This window comes from Curtobacterium sp. MMLR14_010 (assembly GCF_001865015.1).
In the GTDB taxonomy this organism is placed as follows: domain Bacteria; phylum Actinomycetota; class Actinomycetes; order Actinomycetales; family Microbacteriaceae; genus Curtobacterium.
Genome location: NZ_MJGV01000021.1, coordinates 30603 through 51621 on the forward strand (window position 1 = coordinate 30603; position 21019 = coordinate 51621).

General features: G+C 70.7%; 23 protein-coding genes and 1 riboswitch. Of the genes, 12 read left to right on the forward strand and 11 right to left on the reverse strand.

The annotated features are described in order from the left end of the window. Window positions 1-19 precede the first annotated feature (19 nt). Window positions 20-307: a helix-turn-helix domain-containing protein gene (locus BIU98_RS04410; RefSeq protein ID WP_071272196.1), complete on the forward strand. Its 288-nt coding sequence runs from the start codon at window positions 20-22 to the stop codon at window positions 305-307. A gap of 29 nt (window positions 308-336) precedes the next feature. Here BIU98_RS04410 and BIU98_RS04415 read toward each other — a convergent pair whose 3' ends face one another. Continuing rightward, entirely contained in the window at window positions 337-840 is a 504-nt protein-coding gene (locus BIU98_RS04415) for a helix-turn-helix domain-containing protein (protein WP_368073035.1), read from the reverse strand. Between the two features lie 66 nt (window positions 841-906). Between BIU98_RS04415 and BIU98_RS04420 the strand changes: the two genes are divergently transcribed. Next, entirely contained in the window at window positions 907-1248 is a 342-nt protein-coding gene (locus tag BIU98_RS04420) for a hypothetical protein (RefSeq protein ID WP_071272202.1), read from the forward strand. 87 nt (window positions 1249-1335) lie between these two features. Here BIU98_RS04420 and BIU98_RS04425 read toward each other — a convergent pair whose 3' ends face one another. Further along, complete coding sequence (locus tag BIU98_RS04425; RefSeq protein WP_071272205.1) at window positions 1336-1623, reverse strand: hypothetical protein; 288 nt, start codon at window positions 1621-1623, stop codon at window positions 1336-1338. A 340-nt stretch (window positions 1624-1963) separates the two neighbouring features. Next, complete coding sequence (locus tag BIU98_RS04430; protein WP_071272208.1) at window positions 1964-2740, reverse strand: isocitrate lyase/phosphoenolpyruvate mutase family protein; 777 nt, start codon at window positions 2738-2740, stop codon at window positions 1964-1966. A 110-nt stretch (window positions 2741-2850) separates the two neighbouring features. Between BIU98_RS04430 and BIU98_RS04435 the strand changes: the two genes are divergently transcribed. From BIU98_RS04435 to BIU98_RS04440, 3 genes are all read left to right on the forward strand, one after another. Beyond that, window positions 2851-4038: a MalY/PatB family protein gene (locus BIU98_RS04435; RefSeq protein WP_071272211.1), complete on the forward strand. Its 1188-nt coding sequence runs from the start codon at window positions 2851-2853 to the stop codon at window positions 4036-4038. A 192-nt stretch (window positions 4039-4230) separates the two neighbouring features. Then, window positions 4231-4437, forward strand: coding sequence for a type II toxin-antitoxin system HicA family toxin (locus BIU98_RS20030; protein ID WP_139200561.1), 207 nt, complete (start codon window positions 4231-4233; stop codon window positions 4435-4437). Beyond that, entirely contained in the window at window positions 4434-4811 is a 378-nt protein-coding gene (locus BIU98_RS04440) for a hypothetical protein (RefSeq protein WP_071272214.1), read from the forward strand. The genes BIU98_RS20030 and BIU98_RS04440 overlap by 4 nt, the downstream gene beginning before the upstream one ends. Window positions 4812-4814: 3 nt before the next feature. Here BIU98_RS04440 and BIU98_RS04445 read toward each other — a convergent pair whose 3' ends face one another. Then, window positions 4815-5018: a hypothetical protein gene (locus BIU98_RS04445; RefSeq protein ID WP_071272216.1), complete on the reverse strand. Its 204-nt coding sequence runs from the start codon at window positions 5016-5018 to the stop codon at window positions 4815-4817. A 41-nt stretch (window positions 5019-5059) separates the two neighbouring features. After that, on the reverse strand, window positions 5060-5542 hold the full coding sequence (locus tag BIU98_RS04450) for a GNAT family N-acetyltransferase (protein WP_071272219.1): 483 nt from the start codon (window positions 5540-5542) through the stop codon (window positions 5060-5062). Between the two features lie 68 nt (window positions 5543-5610). Here BIU98_RS04450 and BIU98_RS04455 point away from each other — a divergent pair, with 68 nt between their 5' ends. Continuing rightward, window positions 5611-6492, forward strand: a complete 882-nt coding sequence (locus tag BIU98_RS04455) for a LysR substrate-binding domain-containing protein (protein ID WP_071272222.1) — start codon at window positions 5611-5613, stop codon at window positions 6490-6492. Window positions 6493-6555: 63 nt separating this feature from the next. Here BIU98_RS04455 and BIU98_RS04460 read toward each other — a convergent pair whose 3' ends face one another. The 4 genes from BIU98_RS04460 to BIU98_RS04475 form a co-directional block, all read right to left on the reverse strand. Further along, window positions 6556-6813 (reverse strand): hypothetical protein, encoded by a 258-nt coding sequence (locus tag BIU98_RS04460; RefSeq protein WP_071272225.1) that lies wholly within the window; start codon window positions 6811-6813, stop codon window positions 6556-6558. Continuing rightward, window positions 6810-7292 (reverse strand): FBP domain-containing protein, encoded by a 483-nt coding sequence (locus BIU98_RS04465; protein WP_071272228.1) that lies wholly within the window; start codon window positions 7290-7292, stop codon window positions 6810-6812. Before BIU98_RS04465 ends, BIU98_RS04460 begins: the two co-directional genes overlap by 4 nt. Window positions 7293-7381: 89 nt before the next feature. Then, on the reverse strand, window positions 7382-8119 hold the full coding sequence (locus tag BIU98_RS04470; protein WP_071272231.1) for a M56 family metallopeptidase: 738 nt from the start codon (window positions 8117-8119) through the stop codon (window positions 7382-7384). Between the two features lie 13 nt (window positions 8120-8132). Further along, window positions 8133-8507, reverse strand: coding sequence for a BlaI/MecI/CopY family transcriptional regulator (locus BIU98_RS04475; protein ID WP_071272234.1), 375 nt, complete (start codon window positions 8505-8507; stop codon window positions 8133-8135). Window positions 8508-8708: 201 nt separating this feature from the next. Next, window positions 8709-8832: riboswitch (glycine riboswitch) on the forward strand. A 70-nt stretch (window positions 8833-8902) separates the two neighbouring features. Between BIU98_RS04475 and gcvT the strand changes: the two genes are divergently transcribed. Genes gcvT through gcvP form a run of 3 tightly spaced genes read left to right on the forward strand, consistent with a single transcriptional unit; the run spans window position 8903 to window position 13330 of the window. Continuing rightward, a complete protein-coding gene (gene gcvT / locus BIU98_RS04480) occupies window positions 8903-10021 on the forward strand; it encodes a glycine cleavage system aminomethyltransferase GcvT (RefSeq protein ID WP_071272237.1) in 1119 nt (372 codons plus the stop codon). Window positions 10022-10025: 4 nt separating this feature from the next. Then, on the forward strand, window positions 10026-10403 hold the full coding sequence (gene gcvH, locus BIU98_RS04485; RefSeq protein WP_071272241.1) for a glycine cleavage system protein GcvH: 378 nt from the start codon (window positions 10026-10028) through the stop codon (window positions 10401-10403). Further along, window positions 10400-13330, forward strand: a complete 2931-nt coding sequence (gene gcvP / locus BIU98_RS04490) for an aminomethyl-transferring glycine dehydrogenase (RefSeq protein ID WP_071272244.1) — start codon at window positions 10400-10402, stop codon at window positions 13328-13330. The genes gcvH and gcvP overlap by 4 nt, the downstream gene beginning before the upstream one ends. Before the next feature lie 73 nt (window positions 13331-13403). Here the strand turns inward: gcvP and BIU98_RS04495 are convergent, their stop codons facing one another. Next, the gene (locus BIU98_RS04495) at window positions 13404-15410 is read right to left on the reverse strand and encodes a S9 family peptidase (protein ID WP_071272295.1); all 2007 of its coding nucleotides are present in this window, start codon (window positions 15408-15410) and stop codon (window positions 13404-13406) included. A gap of 308 nt (window positions 15411-15718) precedes the next feature. Between BIU98_RS04495 and BIU98_RS04500 the strand changes: the two genes are divergently transcribed. The 3 genes from BIU98_RS04500 (at window position 15719) to BIU98_RS04510 (ending at window position 20317) form a co-directional block, all read left to right on the forward strand. Next, complete coding sequence (locus tag BIU98_RS04500) at window positions 15719-17479, forward strand: ABC transporter family substrate-binding protein (protein ID WP_071272247.1); 1761 nt, start codon at window positions 15719-15721, stop codon at window positions 17477-17479. A 242-nt stretch (window positions 17480-17721) separates the two neighbouring features. Then, entirely contained in the window at window positions 17722-19245 is a 1524-nt protein-coding gene (locus BIU98_RS04505) for an ABC transporter permease (protein WP_071272250.1), read from the forward strand. A gap of 46 nt (window positions 19246-19291) precedes the next feature. Next, window positions 19292-20317, forward strand: coding sequence for an ABC transporter permease (locus tag BIU98_RS04510; protein ID WP_083392972.1), 1026 nt, complete (start codon window positions 19292-19294; stop codon window positions 20315-20317). Between the two features lie 29 nt (window positions 20318-20346). On the opposite strand, the gene BIU98_RS04515 is transcribed toward BIU98_RS04510, so the two are convergent. Then, complete coding sequence (locus BIU98_RS04515) at window positions 20347-20976, reverse strand: PH domain-containing protein (RefSeq protein ID WP_071272253.1); 630 nt, start codon at window positions 20974-20976, stop codon at window positions 20347-20349. Window positions 20977-21019: the final 43 nt, after the last annotated feature.

The following is a 21019-nucleotide window of genomic DNA, read 5'->3' on the forward strand; positions in this document are numbered from 1 at the left end:
CGGTATTAGTATCGGTGCCATGGTCCGTCTCCCGCTCACCCCTGCCGACATCGAACGCGGGCAGCGACTCGGCGCACTGCTCCGGCGAGCCCGCGGGGACCGGTCGATGCTCGAGACGGCGCTCGACGCCGGCGTCTCACCGGAGACGCTCCGCAAGATCGAGACGGGGCGGGTCGCGACGCCTGCGTTCCCGACGATCGCCGCCATCGCCGGTGTGCTCGGGCTCTCCCTCGACGAGGTCTGGTCCGAGATCAACGACCTCAGTCGAGCAACGCTTCGATCACCTGCGGGATCCGCTGCTCGATGACGTCCCCGGCCGCTGGATGACGATCCCGCTCACAGCGGGACGGCCTGGTCACGGACGTGGGAGAAGTGCGCGTCGTCGGTCTGGTCGTCCGTCAGCAGGTCGACGGCAAAGCCGGTGATCTCCTCGACTGCCAGCGCGAAGGCGCCCAGGTCGAACAACGAGGCCGAGTCGGTCATGGAGACGAGCAGGTCGATGTCGCTGTCCTCGGTGTCCTCGCCACGGAGCACCGACCCGAAGACCCGCACGTTCGACAAGTGGGACCTTGCGGCTTCCTCGCGGATGGCATCGGCGAAGAGTGCGAGGGGGATGCTCGGGCGGAGTCGCGCGGCTCGGAGGATCTGCTCCAACGACTCGGGCGAGGGTCGAGCACGGCCGCTCTCGTATGCAGCGAGGACCGGCCTCGGCACATCGGCCGATCGGGCGAGATCGTCTTCAGACAGGCCGATGTCGAGGCGCGCCTGACGAATGAGTTCCGCGGCGCTGTCGACCCTCATCGGTGCTCTCCTCCCCCTGCGGACTCCCCTCGTCCTCATCCATCCAACGCACCTGCCGGGCGGACGTGCACCCCTGATGCATACCTTCGAAGGCGGAGGTGGAACGTGAAGTACATCAACTACGACGGAAGCGTCATCATGACGGGCGATCGCATCGCCGAAGCGCTCGCTGACTATGCGGCGGTGCTCGGAGCGAACGGACGTACGGACGCGGTCCACGTCCCGACGATCGGTGCCGACGGAGCGATCGAGACGTCGACGGTGCTGGTGGGTCCGGCGAGCGAGCTCGTCCTGACCCAGGCCCCGGAGGACGAACTCGACCTGGAGGACCCTGCCTTCATCCGACGACTCCGCGACGCCGCCGCCAAGGCCGGTCCGGAACAGCCGCTCAACGCCGACGGCCGTGCGCCGTTCGCAGGCGTCGACGAGGATCCGCAGCCGGTCTGACGCCGGGCAACGTCCCAGGACGACGAAACGCCGCCGAGTGATCGGCGGCGTTTCGTGTCTCCGGCGGGACCGGACTGGAGGCTCGGCTCAGGCTGCGAGCGCGAGCTCCGACCGGCGGATGGTGACCGCCTGGAGGATGGTGCGGCTTGCCTCGCCGCGCCAGGACCGACCGGGGACGGTCCAGCCGGCTTCGCCGTCGACCTCGACACGGGTGCCGGGGGTGACGAAGAGGTCCAGCGTGTCGACCGGCACACGCACGAGGTACTCGCGCTGGGTGTCGGCGTCACGCACGGGGAACTCGGCGATGCGGTCGGGGGAGATGGCGGGGGCCGCGATGGCGGTCCCGAGGATGGTGATGCGTTCGTTGCTGGTCATGGTGCTGTCTTCCTGGGCTGCTGGCGTCCCGCTGTGCGGTCCGACGGACGACTGGTGTCGCATCGGTCGCGTGTTGCGGGCACGCGCACGTCGGAATTCGACGTGCTGCTCGGCCTGGTCCGTGTGATCGGACGTACGGGCGAGCGGTTGTCTCGTGGGAATGCGACTCGGGTGAGCCGGTGCGAGACGAGGTGGTGTGCGCGAGTCAGATGGGTTCGCTGCAATGCACCAACAGCACACAGTACGGCACGCCAGACGAGATGTCCACCCTCCGACCGGAGGACTGCAAGACGGGAGGCTCGTGGCGGCGCCGCCACGAGCCTCCCGTCCTCCGATCGGGTCAGTTGAGCGTCGGGGTGTCCTCCGGCACGACGCCACCGCCGTACAGGTCGGAGGCGAGGTCACGCAGCGCGCGGAGCGCGACGCGCTGCGTGAGCGGACCGTAGGAGATGCGGGCGACGCCGAGAGCCTCGTACTCCGCTGCGGGCAGGGCCCCGGGCAGGCCGATGACGCTGAGCTTGCCGTGACCGAGTCCCTCGACGAGCTGCTCCACGACGTCACGCTGGATCGCACCGGGGACGAAGACGAGCGGTGCGCCGGCGTCGAGGAACGCCTTGCCGCGAGCGATCGCGTCGGCGATGCTCTCCTCGATCGGCCGGTCCCCGCCCTTGGCGATGGCGTCGGTGCGGGCGTTGAGCTGGAAGGCGACGCCCTCCTGCTCGGCGGCCTGCACGATGGCGGCGACGCGGGCGACGGCCTCGTCGAACGGACGCAGGCGGTCCTCGACGTTGGCGCCGACGATGCCGAAGCCGATCGCGCGGCGGATGGTCTCGGCCGGGTCCTCGTAGCCGTCGTCGAGGTCCGCGGTCACCGGCAGGTCGACGGCCTCGGCCACGATGCGGGCGCCCTGCAGCGCGAGGTCCAGCGGCATGCCGCCGTCGTCGTACCCGTACGAGGCGGCGATCGAGTGCCCGGCCGTCGCGATGGCCGTCGTCTCGGGGAGGGCCGCCACGGTCTTCGCACTGATCGCGTCCCACACGTTCACGACGCGGAGGATCTCGGGGGCTTCGTGCAGGGACTTCAGGGTCTGCGCCTTGTCGGCGGTGCTGCTGCTCATGCGCCCGAGCGTAGGCCGGAGGCCGTGGCACGGCTCAGAGCAGTGCGGAAGACGACGCCGGATGACGGTCGGGCTCGCGCACCGTCCAGGGTGCGGTGCATCCTGGGGGCATGGCGAACGACGAGGAGGACCCGGTCGGCACGCTCCGTGGGGTCCGGACGAGCATCAAGTGGACGCGGTACGCGCCCGACGTGCTGCCGCTGTTCGTCGCCGAGATGGACCACGAGGTGGCGCCCGAGATCCGGCAGGCGCTGGTCGAGCGCGTGCAGCAGTCCGACCTCGGGTACCTCGACGGGCCCGGGCCGCTCGCACCGGCCTTCGCGCAGTTCGGCCGTCAGCGGTGGGACTGGCACGTCGACCCCGCCCGCGTGTACCTGGCCACCGACGTCAGCGTGGGGATCGTCGAGACCCTGCGCCTGGCGCTGCCGGACGGTGGCCGTGTCGCCATCACCCCGCCGGTGTACCCGCCGTTCTTCGAGCTCGTCGAGGAAGCCCGATGTCAGGTCGAGGAGGTGCCCCTCACGGAGCGCTGGGGCGTGTACCGGCTCGACCTCGACGCGCTCGAGCGCGCCTTCGCCGACGGCGTCCGCGTCTTCCTGCTCTGCAACCCGCACAACCCCATCGGGCTCGTGCACGACCGTTCCGACCTCGAGGCCCTGGCGACACTCGCCGCTCGCCACGACGTGCTCGTCATCAGCGACGAGATCCACGCCCCGCTCACCCACCCGGGCGTGCAGTTCACCCCGTTCGCGGCGATCGCCGAACCGCTCGGTGCGCGGAGCGTCTGCGTGACGTCGGCGAGCAAGGGCTGGAACCTCGCCGGCGTGAAGTGCTCGGTCATCGTCGCGGGGGACGCCCGCACCGCCGAACTCCTCGACACGCTGTGGGAGGAGGTGGCCTGTCGGACGAGCATCCTCGGCCTGCACGCCAACCTCGCCGCCTTCACGCTGGCGGTCGGGTGGCTCGACGACGTCATCGACCGCATCGTCGCCAACGACCGGCTGCTCGCGAAGCTCCTCGCCGAGCACCTGCCCGGAGTCGTCTACGCCCGGCCACGCGCGGGCTACCTGGCGTGGTTGGACTTCCGTGGGCTCGGCCTCGGGGACGACCCGGCTGTCCAGCTCCGGGAGCACGCGTTCGTCGCGTTGAACTCCGGGCTGCCCTTCGGCGCCGAGGGCCGGGGCTTCGCCCGCATCAACCTGGCGTGCTCGCCGGACACCCTGCGCGAGGCGGTGCTGCGGATCGCCGCGGCCTACCCGTCGAGCGCGCAGGAGGCTGTGGTCTGGCACGTCGCCTGACGCTGCTCCGTCCTGCTGGCCGCATGCTGCTGCTCGGTCCTCCACAGACACTCGCTGAGCACGCCCCGTCCACCGAGCCGCACCAGGACGTCGTCGACGTCCCTGCCTCGGCCATCGTCGAGGCATGGACCGCGACACCTACCTGACTAGAGCAAGTAGACAGACTTGCCCATCCCTGTTTGGGCACCTACCGTGAAGCGGAGAGCGCTGATCAGTGAGTTGGCCCAACTGGCACGGCGACAGGGTGTCGAGTTCCTGTTGCGGCGCCACGGGAGTCGGCATGACGTGTACAGGTTCGATCAGCTGACCATCGTCATTCCGCGGCACCGTGAGATCGACGAGCGGACTGCTCGCGGAATCCTCCGCGACTGCGAACGAGAAGGAGATGAGCGGGGATGAGTCGACACGTCGTGCGTGCTGAGCGCAGCAAGCAGTACTGGGTCATCTGGATCGACGGTGATCCGCGCACCCAGGCGAAGCGTGCGCGTGACATCGAGCTGATGGCGCGTGACTGGCTCTCGCTGATGCACGAGCGCGAGCCGGACACGTTCGACCTCGACGTCGAGGTGGTCATGCCGAAGACCGCGCAGGCGCACCTCGACCGCGCCGCGGCGCTTCGCGAGGAGTCAGAGCGCGCACGAGCAGCAGCGACGCAGGAGACAGTGGCAGCCGCCGTCGTGTTGCACGACTCCGGCATGACGGTGCGGGAGATCGGTCCGTTGCTCCACGTGTCCCATCAGCGGGCGCAGCAGCTGGTGGCCGCGGGGCGGTGAGGCTCAGCCGTCGATGTAGTGGTTCCGACCGAGGACACGGACGTGCAGGTCGACCTCGCTGGCGGGGACCTCCTCGGTGCGGGACACCCACTGCCGGGCGGCGAACCCGACGGACGACCACCGCGACACCTCGGTGACGAGGAACCCGTCGATGAACACCTGCCACATGCCCTGTTCGCGGACCGCCTGGACCTCGTGTGTCGTCATCCGGCGAGCGTAGCAACGCGGGCACCCGACGCCGACCGGACTCAGAGGTCGAGCACCATCGCCACGTCGGCACGCACGTAGGGGCTCGGGTGGCGTTCCTCGGCGGTCAGGTGCCGGAAGCCCGACGTCTCGTACAGGTGCACGGCACTGGCGAGCGCGGAGTTCGTCTCGAGGGTGATCCGCTGCGCTCCGAGCGTCCGCGCCCGGTCGATCGCCGCCCGGATGAGCCGCCGCCCGGTGCCGTGCCCCTGGTGCTCGGCGGACACGGCCATCTTCACGAGCTCGAACACGCGCTCACCCTCGGGCGCGATCCCGACGCAGCCGACGACCTCGTCCCCGAGCCGCGCGACGAACACCGCGCCGCCGGGCTCGATGATGCGTCCGGCCGGGTCACCGAGGATCGCGCGGTCCTCGTCCTCGAGCGCGAAGAACCGGGTGATCCAGGCCTCGTTGAGCGTGCGGAACGCGTCGGCGTCGGCTGGGGTCCTGAGGTCGTCGATGATGACGGAGGCGGTGTCGGGCATGCCTCCATCCTCGGACCCCGAGGAAGTCACGTCCAATACTCGTTCGCGCAGATCGATACGCTCGGTGCATGGATCACCTCGACGTCGACCTCCGGCAGCTCCGCGCGTTCATGGCGGTCGCCGACGAGCTGCACTTCGGGCGAGCAGCCACGGCGTTGCACATGGCCCAGCCCGCGCTGTCGCAGCAGATCCGCCGTACGGAGCGCGCGCTCGGCGTCGATCTGTTCGTCCGGACGTCGCGGAGCGTCGCGCTGACCCCGGCCGGCCGGGTGCTGCACGGCCGTGCCCGGTCGCTCCTGGCCCAGGCCGCGCGGGACCTCGACGAGACGGTGCGGGTGGGACGCGGCGAGGTCGGTCGCCTCGACGTCGGGTTCGTCGTGTCGGCGCTGCCGCTCGGCCCGATCGAACGCGTCCAGCGCTTCCGGGAGCGCCACCCGCTCGTCCGCGTCGAGCTGACCGAGGGCTACACGTCCCGGCTGCTGGCGCGCATCGTCCGCGGTGAGCTCGACCTGGCGATCGTGCGGGACCCCGACCCGACCGAGGGCGTCCGCACCACGCTGTTCCGGAGCGAGCCGTTCGTCGCCGCGGTGCCCCGGTCACACCGGTTCGCCGGCCGGACGGCGATCGCCGGCTCGGAGCTCCTCGGCGACCCGTTCGTGTTCTTCCCGCCCGAGGCCGGTGCGGTCGCGACCGAGCGCAACCTGGCCCCGGTCGTGGCGGACGGCCGACGCCCGGTCGTCGTGCAGGAGGCGACGACGTGGGCGACCGTCCTGCACCTGGTCGGCGTCGGGCTCGGCGTGACGGTGGCCCCGGCGAGTGCGACCCTGGCCGCACCGGACACGGTCGTCCTGCTGCCGCTCACGGGGGACCACCGCAGCGAACTGTGCTGGGCGTCACGGGCCGACGACGACCGCGAGGTCCTCCGCAACTTCATGGCCGCGACCGACTGACGCCGGCCGCACCACGGCAGCACCAGCACCAGCACCAGCACCAGCAGGGACGCAGCACAGCCCTCACCCCAGCGGCAGCACCGGCGCCCGCTGGTCGCCGAGCTCGTCCTCGCGCCACGGGTCGGACCCACGCAGCGCCAGCCCGAGCTGCACGAGCACGAACGCCACGTGCGGCTCGACGTCCGGGTCCCAGGAGCCCTCGACCCCCAGGCCGAGCGTGCCGAGTTCGTCGTCGGCCTCGTCGTGCACGGACAGCTGCCACCGACCGTCACCCTGCTCGGTCACGACCGCCCACCGCGCGGTGGCGAACCGCCCGGTCACGCCGTCTTGAGGATGTCCGCGGTGAAGTTCTGCATGCGCTGCAGCAGTGCCTCACCGCGCGTCTTGATCGTCGCCGGCGGGTTCAGGTGCGGCGGTGCGATGCGGATCAGCAGCGGGCAGCCGAGGTCCTCGCAGATGTACGTGCCGATGGTGTTGCCGTTCCGGCCGGCTTCGCCCGCGCGGGCAGCCGAGAACAGGCGTACCTGCGTGGCCGGCTGCGGGGAGTGGCAGAACGAGCACATCGCGGCGATGCCCGGGCGGAGCGAGCCGCCGGCGGAGCGCACGACGATCCCGACGGGGCGGTCGTCGATCCACGAGACGATGTAGCCCCGACGCGCGGCCTGCGGGTCGCGCCAGCCCAGGAACTCGCGCTCGTTCCAGAGCATCTCGTGCAGCCCCGGGATCGGGAGCTGGGCGAGTTCCTCGGGCGTGGCGTTGACGAACGACGATCGGATGTCGGCTTCGGTGAGCGGCTGCACGGTCCCCCTTCAGGCTGTGGACTCGACCACAGTACGCCCGGCCACCGACGTCCGGACCGAGCCAGGGCCTCCCGTCCGTCGGGTCCGGTTCAGGACAGCCTGGAGGCTCGGATCGCCGCGAGCGCGCTCGTCGCGTCCGCCACCAGGACGGCCCGGCGCACCGCGTCGCGTCCGGTGCGGCGTGCGGCTGCGTCGTCGGCGGCGAACTCGACGAGGACGCGCGTCGAGCGCGCCATGGCGCGCGCACCGGGGACCCACGGCACGGCGCGTTCGATGGACTCGGCGATCGCGACGGCGACCGTGTGACGCTGTCGCAGGTGCGCGCGTTCGTGGGCGACCACGGCCTCCAGCTCGTCGGTGCGGAGCCGGTCGGCGAGTCCGGTGCTCACGAGGACGCCGCCGCTCCGGCCGGGGACCGCGCAGGCGAGGGCGTGGTCGGCCTCGACCACGGCGACGATGGTGCCGTCGATCTCGCGGTGCGGGGCGGCGCCGGAGCGCATGGCCTCGCGGACGGCCTGGTGCTCCGCGCCGGGCCGGACCCGGACGGCGATGACGAACGCGATGACCGCGAGCACGGCGACCCCGACGTTGAGTCCACGGGTGGGGGACTCCGCGAGGCCGAACGGGTCCGTGATCGGCCGGTCCGCGAGCACCACGAGCGCGATGCCGACGACGAAGCCGAGCGCCCCCAGGAGCACGGCGACGGACCACGCGACCAGGGCGGTCCGCGGACGGTCGATCGTCCACGCCGACCGGGTCAGGACGCGTGGCGCGACGACGACGACCGCGAGTGCCAGCACGACGAGGACGACACCGGTCACGACCACGGGCGGGGGTCCGTCAGGAGCGGGCGCGGGCGTCGAGGGCGCGGCGGAGGACGTCGAGGTCGTCCGAGGCGAGGGACCCCGTGAACTGCAGCAGGGCGGCTTCGCGGTCCGAGGCAGCGGCGAGGGCCGTCGACATCAGCGACGCGGTCTGCTCGTCGCGGCTGTTCGTGGCGCGGAAGGCCAGCGGTGCGTCCGAGCGCTGCTCGCGCTCCACGGCGCCCTTGCGGCCGAGGCGGTCGAGCACGGTGAGCACGGTCGTCAGTGCCGGGCGGGGCTCGGGCACGGCGTCGAGCACCTGCCGCGCGGTCATCGCGCCGTCGGCCGACCAGAGGGTGTCGAGCACCGCCTGCTCGAGCTGCCCGCGGGGGCGCTGTCGTTGTCCTGCCACCCCAGCACTCTACGAGATGTCGAAGACCCCGTGCTCGTCACATGCCCGTAACGCGGGGTCGGTATGCTCGCGACGGACAACTGAACACCGAGGCCGACCACCCGCCGCGGGAGACGTCGCCCGCCCTGCCGTTCACCGGCGGACGCGCGACACCGAAGGAGCATCCTCCCCGCCAATCTCTCAGGTCCAACACCGCAGCGGACAGGCCACTCTGAAAAGCAGACGCTCCCGAGACCCACCGGGTCCGGACGTCTCGCCCACGGTGAAAGCCGCCGGACCTCACGGGCCGCGGTGAAACTCTCAGGCACATGACAGAGGGGGAGTTCCACCCGACGATCGTCGTCGGGTGCCGCCCGACGTCCGTCGGGCCCGGCCCATGCCAGGAGAACTCCGCCATGTCCCCGTCCGACCTGCGCTCGTCCCCGCTCGACGCGGCACACGTGGCCGCCGGTGCCTCGTTCACCGACTTCGCCGGGTACCGCATGCCCGTGCGCTACTCGTCCGACCTCGCCGAGCACCACGCCGTGCGCCAGGCGGCCGGGGTCTTCGACCTGTCGCACATGGCCGAGATCGGCGTCTCCGGGCCCGGCTCGGTCGCCTTCCTCGACCACGCGCTCGCCGGTGCCTTCGGGGCGATGACCGTCGGGCGCGCGAAGTACTCGTTCCTGCTCGCCGAGCACGGCGGGATCCTCGACGACCTGGTCGTGTACCGGGTGGCCGACGACTCCTGGCTCGTGGTCGCGAACGCCGCGAACCGCTTCGTCGCGGTCGACGCGCTGCAGGACCGCGCCGCGGGCTTCGACGTCGTGGTCACCGACGACTCCGACACGACGGCGCTCGTCGCCATCCAGGGCCCCGCCGCCGCCGGCACGCTCGACGCCCTCGTCGTCGAGGACCGCCTGCAGCCGGAGACCCCGCTCGACGAGCTCCGCTACTACCGGGTCCTGCACGCGATGTTCGACGGCGCCGAGGTGCTCATCGCCCGCACCGGGTACACCGGCGAGGACGGCTTCGAGATCTACAGCGACCCCGACATCGCACCGGTGATCTGGGACGCCCTGCTCGAGGCGGGGGCCTCCCGCGGGGTCGTGCCCGCCGGGCTCGCGGCCAGGGACACGCTGCGACTCGAGGCCGGCATGCCCCTCTACGGCCACGAGCTCTCCGTCGACACCCGTCCCGCGCAGGCCGGACTCGGCCGTGTCGTCGCCACGGACGGCACCTTCGTCGGCTCGTCCGGCGTGCAGCCACCGGACGACGCACCCGTGCTCGTCGGCCTGGTCATGGAGGGCCGTCGCGCCGCCCGCGCCGGCTACCCGGTCCTGCACGACGGCGTCGTCGTCGGCACCGTCACCTCCGGCGCACTCTCCCCGACCCTCGGCCACCCGGTCGCGATGGCGTTCGTCGCGCCGTCCGCCGCTGCCGGGGGACAAGTCCTCCACATCGACGTCCGCGGTACGGCCATCCCCGCAACGGTCTCCGCGTTCCCCTTCTACCGCCGCGCATCGAAAGGCTGAGGCCATGACCGACCAGACCGCACTGCAGTACACCAAGGACCACGAGTGGCTCCTCGTCGAGGGCGACGTCGTCACCGTCGGCATCACGGACCACGCCGCCGAGCAGCTCGGTGACGTCGTCTTCGTCGAACTGCCCGCCGTCGGCACCACGGCCACCGCCGGGCACCAGATCGGGGAGATCGAGTCCACCAAGAGCGTCGGCGAGCTGTTCGCCCCGATCGAGGGCGAGGTCGTCGAGGTCAACGAGGCCGTCGTCGCCGCCCCGGACACCGTCAACCAGGACCCCTTCGGCGCCGGCTGGCTCGTGAAGCTCAAGGTCGAGGGCACCTCCTTCCCCGAGGACCTGATGGACCACGACACCTACCGGGCGTCCATCGCATGACGAGCGCCGACCAGAACCTGCAGACCACGTTCGCCGACCGCCACATCGGCACCACCGCGGCCGACCAGCGCGTCATGCTCGAGACCGTCGGCCAGCCGTCGCTCGACGCCCTCGTCCGCGCCGCGATCCCGGCGTCCATCCACGCCGAGCCCGTCGCCTCGTCCTCGATCCCGGCCGCCGTCGGCGAGACCGAGGCACTCGCCGAACTCCGCGCCCTCGCGTCGCAGAACACCGTGCGCCGACCGATGATCGGCCTCGGCTACCACGGCACGCACACGCCCGCGGTGATCCAGCGCAACGTGCTCGAGAACCCGAGCTGGTACACGGCCTACACGCCGTACCAGCCGGAGATCTCGCAGGGCCGCCTGGAGGCCCTCATCAACTTCCAGACGATGGTCGCCGACCTGACGGGGATGGCCACCGCCGGTGCGTCGATGCTCGACGAGGGCACCGCGGTGGTGGAGGGCATGCTCCTCGCCCGCCGGGCCTCCAAGGTGAAGGGCGACGCGTTCCTGGTCGACCAGGACGTCCTCCCGCAGACCATGGCCCTGCTCGAGAACCGTTCGGACGCCGTCGGCATCACCCTCCGTGTCGTCGACCCGACCCGTGAACTGACCGACGACGAGGTCGACGGCGCCTTCGGGATCGTCCTGCAGTACCCGGGCGCCTCCGGCCGTGTGGTCGACCCGAGCGCCGCGATCGAGCGCGTGCACGCCGGCGGGGGCATCGCCGTCGTCGCGGCCGACCTGCTCGCGATGACCCTGCTCGCCAGCCCGGGTGACCTCGGCGCGGACGTCGCCGTCGGCACGTCCCAGCGCTTCGGCGTCCCGCTCGGGTTCGGCGGCCCGCACGCCGGGTACCTCGCCGTCCGCGCAGGCCTGGAACGCCAGCTGCCGGGTCGGCTCGTCGGGGTGTCGTTCGACGCCGCCGGCAGCATGGCCTACCGCCTCAGCCTGCAGACCCGCGAGCAGCACATCCGCCGCGAGAAGGCGACCTCGAACATCTGCACCGCGCAGGTGCTGCTCGCGGTGATGGCCTCGATGTACGCGGTCTACCACGGGCCAGAGGGCCTGCGCTTCATCGCCAACCGCGTCGCCCGCACCGCCACGGCGCTCGCCGACGCCGCCCGGTCCGCCGGGGTCGAGGTCCTGCACGACGCCTTCTTCGACACCGTCGCGCTCCGCCGTGCCGGTGGCGCCGGGGACATCGTGGCCGCGGCCGCCGAGCGCGGGTACCTGCTGCACCAGGTGGACGACGACACCGTCTCCGTGGCGGTCGACGAGACCACCACGGCCGACGACGTCCGCGTGCTCGCCGAGGTCCTCGCCGGGGGGTCCGGGCCGGACCAGCGCGCCGTCGAGACGGCCGTGCGGGACGCAGCCACGAGCCTCCCGTCCGCCCTCGCTCGCGAGAGCGAGTACCTGACGCACCCGGTGTTCAGCTCGTACCGCAGCGAGACCCGGATGATGCGCTACCTCAAGCACCTCGCCGACAAGGACTACGCGCTCGACCGCGGCATGATCCCGCTCGGCAGCTGCACGATGAAGCTCAACGCCGCCACCGAGATGGCCGCAGTCACGTGGCCGGAGTTCGCGAACGTCCACCCGTTCGCGCCGCGCTCCGACGTCGAGGGCTACCTCGGCATGATCGGCGACCTCGAGACCTGGCTGGCTGAGGTCACCGGGTACGACGCCGTCTCGATGCAGCCGAACGCGGGCAGCCAGGGCGAGCTCGCCGGGCTGCTCGCGATCCGCGGGTACCACCTGTCCCGCGGCGACCAGGCCCGCACGGTCTGCCTCATCCCGTCCAGCGCGCACGGCACGAACGCGGCGTCGGCGGTCCTCGCCGGCATGCGCGTCGTCGTCGTCGCGTGCGACGAGAACGGCAACGTCGACCTCGACGACCTCCGCGCGAAGACGGCCGAGCACGCCGACACCCTCGCGGCGCTGATGATCACGTACCCGTCGACGCACGGCGTCTACGAGCACGACATCCGCGACATCTGCGACGCCGTGCACGACGCCGGCGGCCAGGTCTACGTCGACGGCGCGAACCTCAACGCGCTGCTCGGGCACGCCCGCTTCGGCGACTTCGGCGGCGACGTCTCGCACCTGAACCTGCACAAGACCTTCTGCATCCCGCACGGCGGTGGCGGCCCCGGTGTCGGTCCCGTCGCGGCGAAGGCCCACCTGGCGGCGTTCCTGCCCGGCCACCCGATGGCACAGCAGGAGGACCGCCGCACCGGCGCCTCCGTCGCGTCGTCGGAGGACCGCCTCGCGCACGCCGGCGGACCCGTGTCGGCAGCGCCGTACGGCAGCCCGAGCATCCTGCCGATCACGTGGTCGTACGTGCGCATGATGGGCGTCGAGGGTCTGACCCGGGCGACCGAGGTCGCCGTCCTCGGGGCGAACTACATCGCGGCACGGCTCCGTGACGCCTTCCCGGTGCTCTACACGGGGGAGTCGGGCCTGGTCGCGCACGAGTGCATCCTCGACCTCCGGCCGCTCCGCGACGCCACGGGCATCACCGTGGACGACGTCGCCAAGCGCCTGGTCGACTACGGCTTCCACGCCCCGACCATGTCGTTCCCCGTCGCGGGCACGCTCATGGTCGAGCCGACGGAGAGCGAGGACCTCGCCGAGCTCGACCGCTTCGTCGACGCCATGCTCGCGATCCGTGCCGAGGCCGACGCCGTCCAGCGGGGCGAGTGGCCAGCAGACGACAACCCGCTCGTCGGGGCGCCGCACACCGCCTCCTCCGTGATCTCGGGGGAGTGGGAGCACGCCTACACGCGGGAGCAGGCTGTCTACCCGCTGCCGGGCATGGCCGACCGGAAGTACTGGCCGCCGGTGCGCCGCATCGACCAGGCCTACGGGGACCGCAACCTCGTGTGCGCCTGCCCGCCGATCGAGGCCTTCGCGCAGTAGCAGCGCTGTCCGACGACGAACGGGAGGCTCCCCACCGGACCGGTGGGGAGCCTCCCGTTCGTCGTGCGTCGGCTCAGCCGACGGGCAGGTGCTCGCCCCACCAGGCGAGGACGTGCTCGAACCGCTGGACGCGGTGGCGCGGTCGACCCGATCGCGAGAGCTCGTGGCCCTCGCCCGGGAACACCAGGAACGACGCGTCGACGCCGGCTCGGCGGAGCGCGACGTACTGGCGCTGTCCCTGTTCGATCGGGCACCGCCAGTCCTGCTCCGAGTGCGCCACCATGAAGGGGATCGACACGCGGTCGGCGTACGTCAGCGGGCTGCGACGACGCTGCTCCTCCGGGTCCGAGCCGACGTAGGCGTCGGCGAAGAACCAGCCGATGTCCGAGCTGCCCGCGAAGGAGTCCCACGCGTTCACCGCGCGCTCGCTCCAGGCGGCGACGAACCGTTCGCCGTGGTGCGCGGCGAGCCAGCTCGTCATGAAGCCGCCGTACGAACCGCCCATGATGCCGACCCGCGAGGCGTCGAGGTCGTCCCGCTCGAGGGCCGCGTCGAGCAGCGCGAGGACGTCGTCCACGTCCACCGTGCCCATCGCGCCGATGACCGCACGGCCGTGGTCGAGGCCGTACCCGGCGGAGCCGCGCGGGTTGCCGATGACGACCGCGTACCCGGCGGAGGCGTACACCTGCGCCTCGTCGAAGAACGCCCACGTGTCCTGGCCGAACGGGCCACCGTGGACGACCCGGAGCACCGGGTGCGGACCGTCGCCGTCGGGGAGCACGACCCAGCCGTGCACCGGGGTCCCGTCCGCGGAGGTGCCGTGCAGCTCCTCGATGCGACGGACACCGCCGTGCCGCACCTCGGCGCCGAGGTCCGTGGCCACGGTCGTGCCGTCGGCGTCCGCTCGGTCCTGGTCGGCGGTGTCGACGAGCACGATCTCGCCGGGGGAGTCGGGCGTCGCCACCGCGGCGGCGACGAGTCCGTCGCGCGCGTCGAAGCCGGACACGACGACGTGGCCGCCGAGCACGGTGCCGAGTGCCTCCAGCGTCGCCGGGTCCGACGGCGTCTCGCCGGACCACGCCACGGAGCGGATCTGCACGGTGCCGCGGTCGAGCACGGTGACCAGGACGTCGCCGTCACGCGCGATCGCGGGACCGGCCACGTGGACGGTCGCCCGGTCGGTGAGTCGGACCGGCGGGGCGAACGAGCCGTCCGGGCGGACCGTCGCGGCCCAGAGCCCGTCCGGTTCGCCGACGACGCCGTCCTCGTGCGTGGCACCGACGAAGAACAGCGTGCCGTCCGGACCGAACGCGGCCGAGTCGACCGAGCCGGCGGTCAGCACGGCGACCTCGGCGGACCCGGACGTCAGGTCGACGCGGTACAGGTCGGAGTCGTGCGTCTCGGTGGCACCGAGGTCCCGCGGGGCGGTGACGAGCACGGCGGAGCCGTCCGGCGTCCACACCGGCGCGCCCACGGAGCACGGGAGCGAGGTCAGCGGCGTCGAGACGGGAGACCCGGTGCCAGCAGCCTCGGCCTCGACGTCGACGACGACGAGCTGCGCGAACCGGTCACGCAGGTAGCCGGTGCCGTCCGTGTGGTGGTCGAGGCGTCTGGTCAGGCGCGGCGCTTCGGCGTCGGCGGCCGGGCGGCGTCCGTGCGTGTCCTCGGTGCCGTACCTGCCGGGCTCCGGGAACCGCGCGACGACGGCGATGCGTCGCGAGTCGGGGGACCAGACCGGCCCGTCGGCCCCGAGCGGGAGCGCGGAGACGACCCGCGCCTCCCCGCCGTCCGTCGGGACGACCGCCAGCTGCGCTCGGTCCCGGCCGCCCTCGTCGGGGACCGCGCGGAGGAACGCGAGCCAGCGGCCGTCCGGGGACGCGACGGGTGCGGTGTCGTGGTCGCCGGAACTCCAGCGGCGGGTGCCGCCGTCGTCGACGAGCTCGATCGCGCTGCGGTACTCGTCGGTGTCGACGTCGGGGCGGGACACCGCCGTCAGGACCTTCGGCGTGGAGCCGTCGGTGGACACGGCGATGGTCGGTCGGGATGGGATGCGGAGGCGTTGGATGTCGTCTGGGAGCACGACCCCACGGTAGGACCGACGATGTCCGGCCGTCACAGGAGACGTTCCCGGAGCGTTCGCCTGGTGTCGGCGTGCTCGCACGTCTGTTCAGATCTGGTTGCATCGAGACGCGTCGTTGTTGCGTTGCGCAGCACATCGGCGCAACGATCCGCAGTTTCGCGCAAGGATCTGCGACTGAGGTTTCCGCTGTGTAACAACTTCGGCTGAGATTTTGAGGGCTTTCCCCGTCGCACCTATCGTTCTTCGGGAGCGGTCGGGGAGCCCTGCCTCGCGGTCGTTCGATCACATTCCATCAGGAGGATCACAGAGTGAAAATCACCAAGAAGCGGGGTCGCCAGCTCCTCGGCGCCGTCGCCCTGGCCGGTGCGGCCGCGGTCGCCCTTGCTGGCTGCACCACCTCTCCGAGTGCGACCGAGACGAGTTCGGCGTCGAACAAGACCGTCACGATCGCGCAGGTGAACGAGGTCACCTCGTTCAACTACAACACCCCGCAGGGCAACCTGGACGTCAACGGGATGATCAACTACATGACGCAGCCGCAGTTCTACACGCTGGGCGCGAAGTACAAGATCACCCCGAACACCGACCTCGGCACGATGAAGAAGCTGAGCGACGACCCGCTGACGGTCAAGTACACGCTGAACAAGGCCGCCAAGTGGTCCGACGGCAAGAAGATCACCTCTGACGACCTCCTCCTCGGCTGGGCGCAGAACTCCGGGTACTACGACTCGGCCACGCAGGACGCTGACGGCAAGGTCACGAGCGGTACCCAGTACTTCTCCCTCGCCGCCGCTTCGCCGTTCCAGACCGAGTACCCGTCGGACATCACCGACGACTCGATCACGATCAAGTACAAGAAGCCGTACGTCGACTGGCAGCTCGTCAACCCGATCCAGTTCCCGGCGCACGTCGTCGCGGACGAGGCCGGCGTGTCCGAGGACGCCCTCATGAAGGCGCTCAAGGACACCCCCGAGGGCAACGTCGAGAGCCCGGCGGCCGAGAACAGCACGCTGAAGAAGGCTGCTGACCTCATCAACACCGGCTACGACAAGACCAGCCTCCCGAGCGACAAGAAGCTCCTGGTCTCCGGCGGCCCGCTCATGGTCTCCGCCTGGACCCCGAAGCAGTCGATGACCCTCGTGCCGAACCCGGAGTACACCGGCGACCACAAGGTGAACTTCGGCAAGCTCGTCATCCGCTTCATCGGTGACGCCAACGCCCAGGTCACGGCCCTCCAGAACGGTGAGGTCGACGCAATCCAGCCGCAGCCGTCCGCCGACACGGTGAAGGCGCTCGACGCCGCAGCCGGCGTGGACGTCATCCAGGGCTCGCAGGTCGCCTACGACCACCTCGACCTGAACTTCGGTTCGAGCGTGTTCAAGGACGAGAACGTCCGCAAGGCGTTCCTCCTCACCATCCCGCGTGAGCAGATCCTCAAGTCGATCGTCACCCCGATCAACTCCAAGGCGAAGGTCCTCGACTCGCAGCTGTACCTGCCGGGTCAGGCCGACTACGAGGACGCCGTCAAGGCGAACGGTTCGTCGGACTACGACAAGGTCGACATCGCGAAGGCCAAGCAGCTGCTCGGCGGCGCGACCCCGTCCGTGAAGATCCTCTACAACACCGAGAACCCGAACCGCGTGGACACGTTCCAGGCGATCCAGTCCTCGGCTGCGAAGGCCGGCATCAAGGTCGTCGACGGCGGTTCCCCGGACTGGAGCTCGCTCCTCGCCGGTGGCGACTACGACGCCTCGATCTTCGGTTGGGTCAACCCGGGTGCCGGCAACGCCGCTGTCCCGCAGCTCTTCCAGACGGGCAACTCGGGCAACTACAACAAGTTCGCCGACGAGGACGCCTCCAAGCTGGCTGTGGACACGCAGACCCAGCTGGACACGGACAAGCTCGAGGACATGAAGAAGCAGATCGACAAGATCGCCTTCGACCAGGGCTACGGCCTGCCGCTGTTCCAGTCGCCCGGCCTGTTCGCGGTGAACAAGTCGCTCAAGGGCGTCGAGTACTTCGGCGGCCAGACCGGCATGGTCTGGAACGTCTGGGACTGGAGGAAGTGATCCTGCGGGACCACTGATCAACAGCACACACTGAGGGGGCGCCGGACTGACCAGTCCGGCGCCCTCCCATGGGTGGCGAGGGTCTCCACGGACCCCGACGCACCCAGGTGACGCCGGCTCCGGACCACGTCACCCGCACCGGTGGACACGGTTCCTCGGTGGAACGAAGTACCCTTGCTCGTCGGTGCCCCTGCACGGGGCCCCGTCGGCCCGACCACCACACCCGAGAGGCACCTTCGCCCATGGTGAGCTTCATCGCGAGACGGATCCTCGTCTCGATCCTCATCCTCATCGCCGCGTCGTTCATCATGTACAACCTGGCGGCGATCGCGGGGAACCCCCTGCAGGACCTCCAGAGCAGCAACGCAGCGAACCGCGACCAGCTCATCGCCGCCCGTGTGGCAGCGCAGCACCTGGACGTCATCCCGCCGCTCCGCTGGGGCATCTGGATCAGCGGCGTCGGCAAGTGCGTCATCGGGCAGTGCGACCTCGGCACGACCTTCTCGAACCAGCCCGTCGCGCAGCTGCTCCCGCAGGCCGTCGGGTCGACGATCCAGCTGGTGACGTTCTCGTTCATCCTGGCGATCGTGTTCGGCATCGGCCTCGGCGTCGTGACCGCCCTCCGCGTCTACTCGGGCTTCGACTACGCCATCACGCTGGTCAGCTTCTTCCTGTACTCGCTGCCGTCCTTCCTCATGGCGGTGCTCCTCAAGTCGTTCATCGCACTCGACTACAACAACTTCCTCGTCGACCCGACGATCCCGCCGCTCCGGCTGGCGCTCATCGCGGTCGTGGTCGGTCTCCTCGTCCAGCTGGTCGTCGGCGGCACCCTGCGTCGCCGCCTGCTCGTCGGGGTCATCAGCGCCGCGGTCACGGCCGGCATGCTGCTGCTCATGCAGGCGACCGGGTGGTTCACCGACCCGTCGCTCGGTCCGGTCTTCGTCATCCTCTTCAGCGCCGGCATCGGCCTGGCCATGGTCGCGCTGCTCGCCGGCACGAAGAACCGTCGAGCCTGGATCGTCGCCGGCATCAACGTCCTGGTCGCGATCATCAGCTACTTCGCGCTGCAGGGGCTGCTCAACGTCTCCTCCGCCGCCACCATCGCGATCCTGGCCGTCGCCACGATCGCCGTCGGCCTGGTCTCCGGGTTCGTCGTCGGCGGGCACGACCGCGGCCTGATGATGCGCATCGGCGTGCTCACCGCGGTGCTCAGCGCCGGCGTCGTCCTGCTCGACCGCTTCATGCGCTCGTGGATCGCGTACACGGAGAACTACGTCTCGCGTCCGATCGCGACGGTCGGGTCCTCGACCCCGGGCCTGCAGGGCGACTTCTGGATCTCCGGGATCGACACCTACACGCACCTGCTGCTGCCGACGATCTCGCTCCTGCTCATCAGCTTCGCGAGCTACACCCGCTACTCGCGGTCGGGCATGCTCGAGGTCCTCGACCAGGACTTCGTCCGGACCGCGCGCGCCAAGGGCCTGCCGGAGCGCACCGTCATCGTGCGGCACGCGCTGCGCAACATGCTCATCCCGATCGCGACCCTGGTGGCGACCGACATCGGCGCGCTGCTCGGTGGCGCGATCATCACCGAACGCGTCTTCGCGATCTCGGGGATGGGCAACCTCTTCAACAGCGGACTGTCGATCACCGACGTGAACCCGGTGATGGGGTACTTCCTCGTCATCGCGATCACCGCGATCGCGTTCAACTTCCTCGCCGACCTCGCGTACTCGGCGCTCGACCCACGGGTCCGGGTCCGATGAGCGCGTACCAGACCACCGAGGCGAACCACCACCTGGAGGACATCCGATGAGCACGCTGCAGGGCGGGGCACCGCTCGAACCGAACATCGGGGACGGCACTGACGTCGGAGAGAACCCGGAGTCCAAGGAGAAGCGGATCGGCGAGAGCCAGGGCCGCATCATCCTCCGTCGCTTCTTCGCGAACAAGCTCGCCGTCGTGGCGCTGGTCGTCTACCTGCTGGTGCTGGTGTTCAGCGTCTCCGCCGTCGGCATCGGTCCGATCCCCGGCTGGTGGCACTACTCGTACCGGTCGCTCAACGACCTGCAGGCCGGCGGTGCGCCGACGGCGGACCACCCCTTCGGTCAGGACCGCATCGGCAAGGACTACTTCGCGCTGACGATGCGCGGGATCCAGAACTCGATCCTGGTGATGGTCGTGATCGGGCTGTTCGCGACGTTCATCGGCGTGGTCGTCGGTGCCATCGCGGGCTACTTCCGCGGCCGGGTCGACGCCATCCTCATGCGCATCACCGACGTCTTCATCGTCATCCCGGCACTCGTCATCGGTGCCGTGGTCGGCAAGACGGCCAACGGGCTGTCCGCCTTCGTGCTCGCCCTGCTGCTCGGACTCGTCTCGTGGATGGTCGTCGCGCGTCTCGTCCGCGCCGAGTTCCTGTCGCTCCGCGAGCGCGAGTTCGTCGAGGCCGCCCGCGTCGCCGGCGCCTCGGACATGCGGATCATCTTCCGGCACATCCTCCCGAACGCGATCGGCGTGATCATCGTGTCCGCGACGCTGCTCATCGCCTCCGCAATCCTGCTCGAGACGGCCCTGAGCTACCTCGGCTACGGCATCAAGGCGCCGGACTCGTCGCTCGGTCTGCTGATCAGCCAGAACCAGTCGGCGTTCCAGACGCGCCCGTACCTGTTCTGGTGGCCAGCGACCTTCATCGTGCTGCTCGCGCTCTGCGTCAACTTCGTCGGCGACGGCCTCCGCGACGCGTTCGACCCGCGGTCCAAGCGGTTCAGCCTGCGCGGCACCCGCGAGCCGGAGAAGCCCCAGAACTCCTCGGGCTCGGAGATGATCAGCGCGTGACGACCGCTGACCGGACCGACGCCGTCCAGCTAGCGGGCGGCGATGGCGAACCAACCGCCGACGCCACTCGCCACGAGCAGGGCGATCGACGCCCAGTGCGGGACGACCGGCACACGGACGCTGTCAGCGGTGCCGAGTTCGATCGCCCCCCGTTCGCGGAGCTCGTCCCAGTGCCACCGCACCAGGTACGCCGCGTCGCCGGAGTCCGTCGACAGCATGTCGCCCGCTCGGCGGCCGCCGCTCTCGGCGTCGGGGACGGCCCGACCGCCCCGCTGCTCCTGACGGCGGGCCATGGCCACGCCGATGCGACCGGGCGCGGGGGCGCTCGACACCACGACGCGACGACTCGGCGTGACGAGCGTCAGCGCGAACCGCGTGTCGACGTGCACCAGGGCCGCCCACGGGACGTCAGCCGTGCTGAACACGTTGACCACCCGGATGCCGTCGTCGCTGATCACCATGTGCGGGCGCCACAGCACGACCCAGCCGAAGAGCCCGCCGAAGACCGTCGGCACGACCGCCAGGACGCGGTCCGTCCAGGTCGTGTCGTTGAGCACGGTGACGACGAAGACCAGCGCGACGACCGCCCAGAGGGTCACGGCGAGACCGCGGTTGAAACGAGACACGAACACGTCGCGCGTCGGCGAGGTTGCAGGCATGCATCCATCGTCGCAGGTCACCACCTGCGTCCCCGCCCCGAGC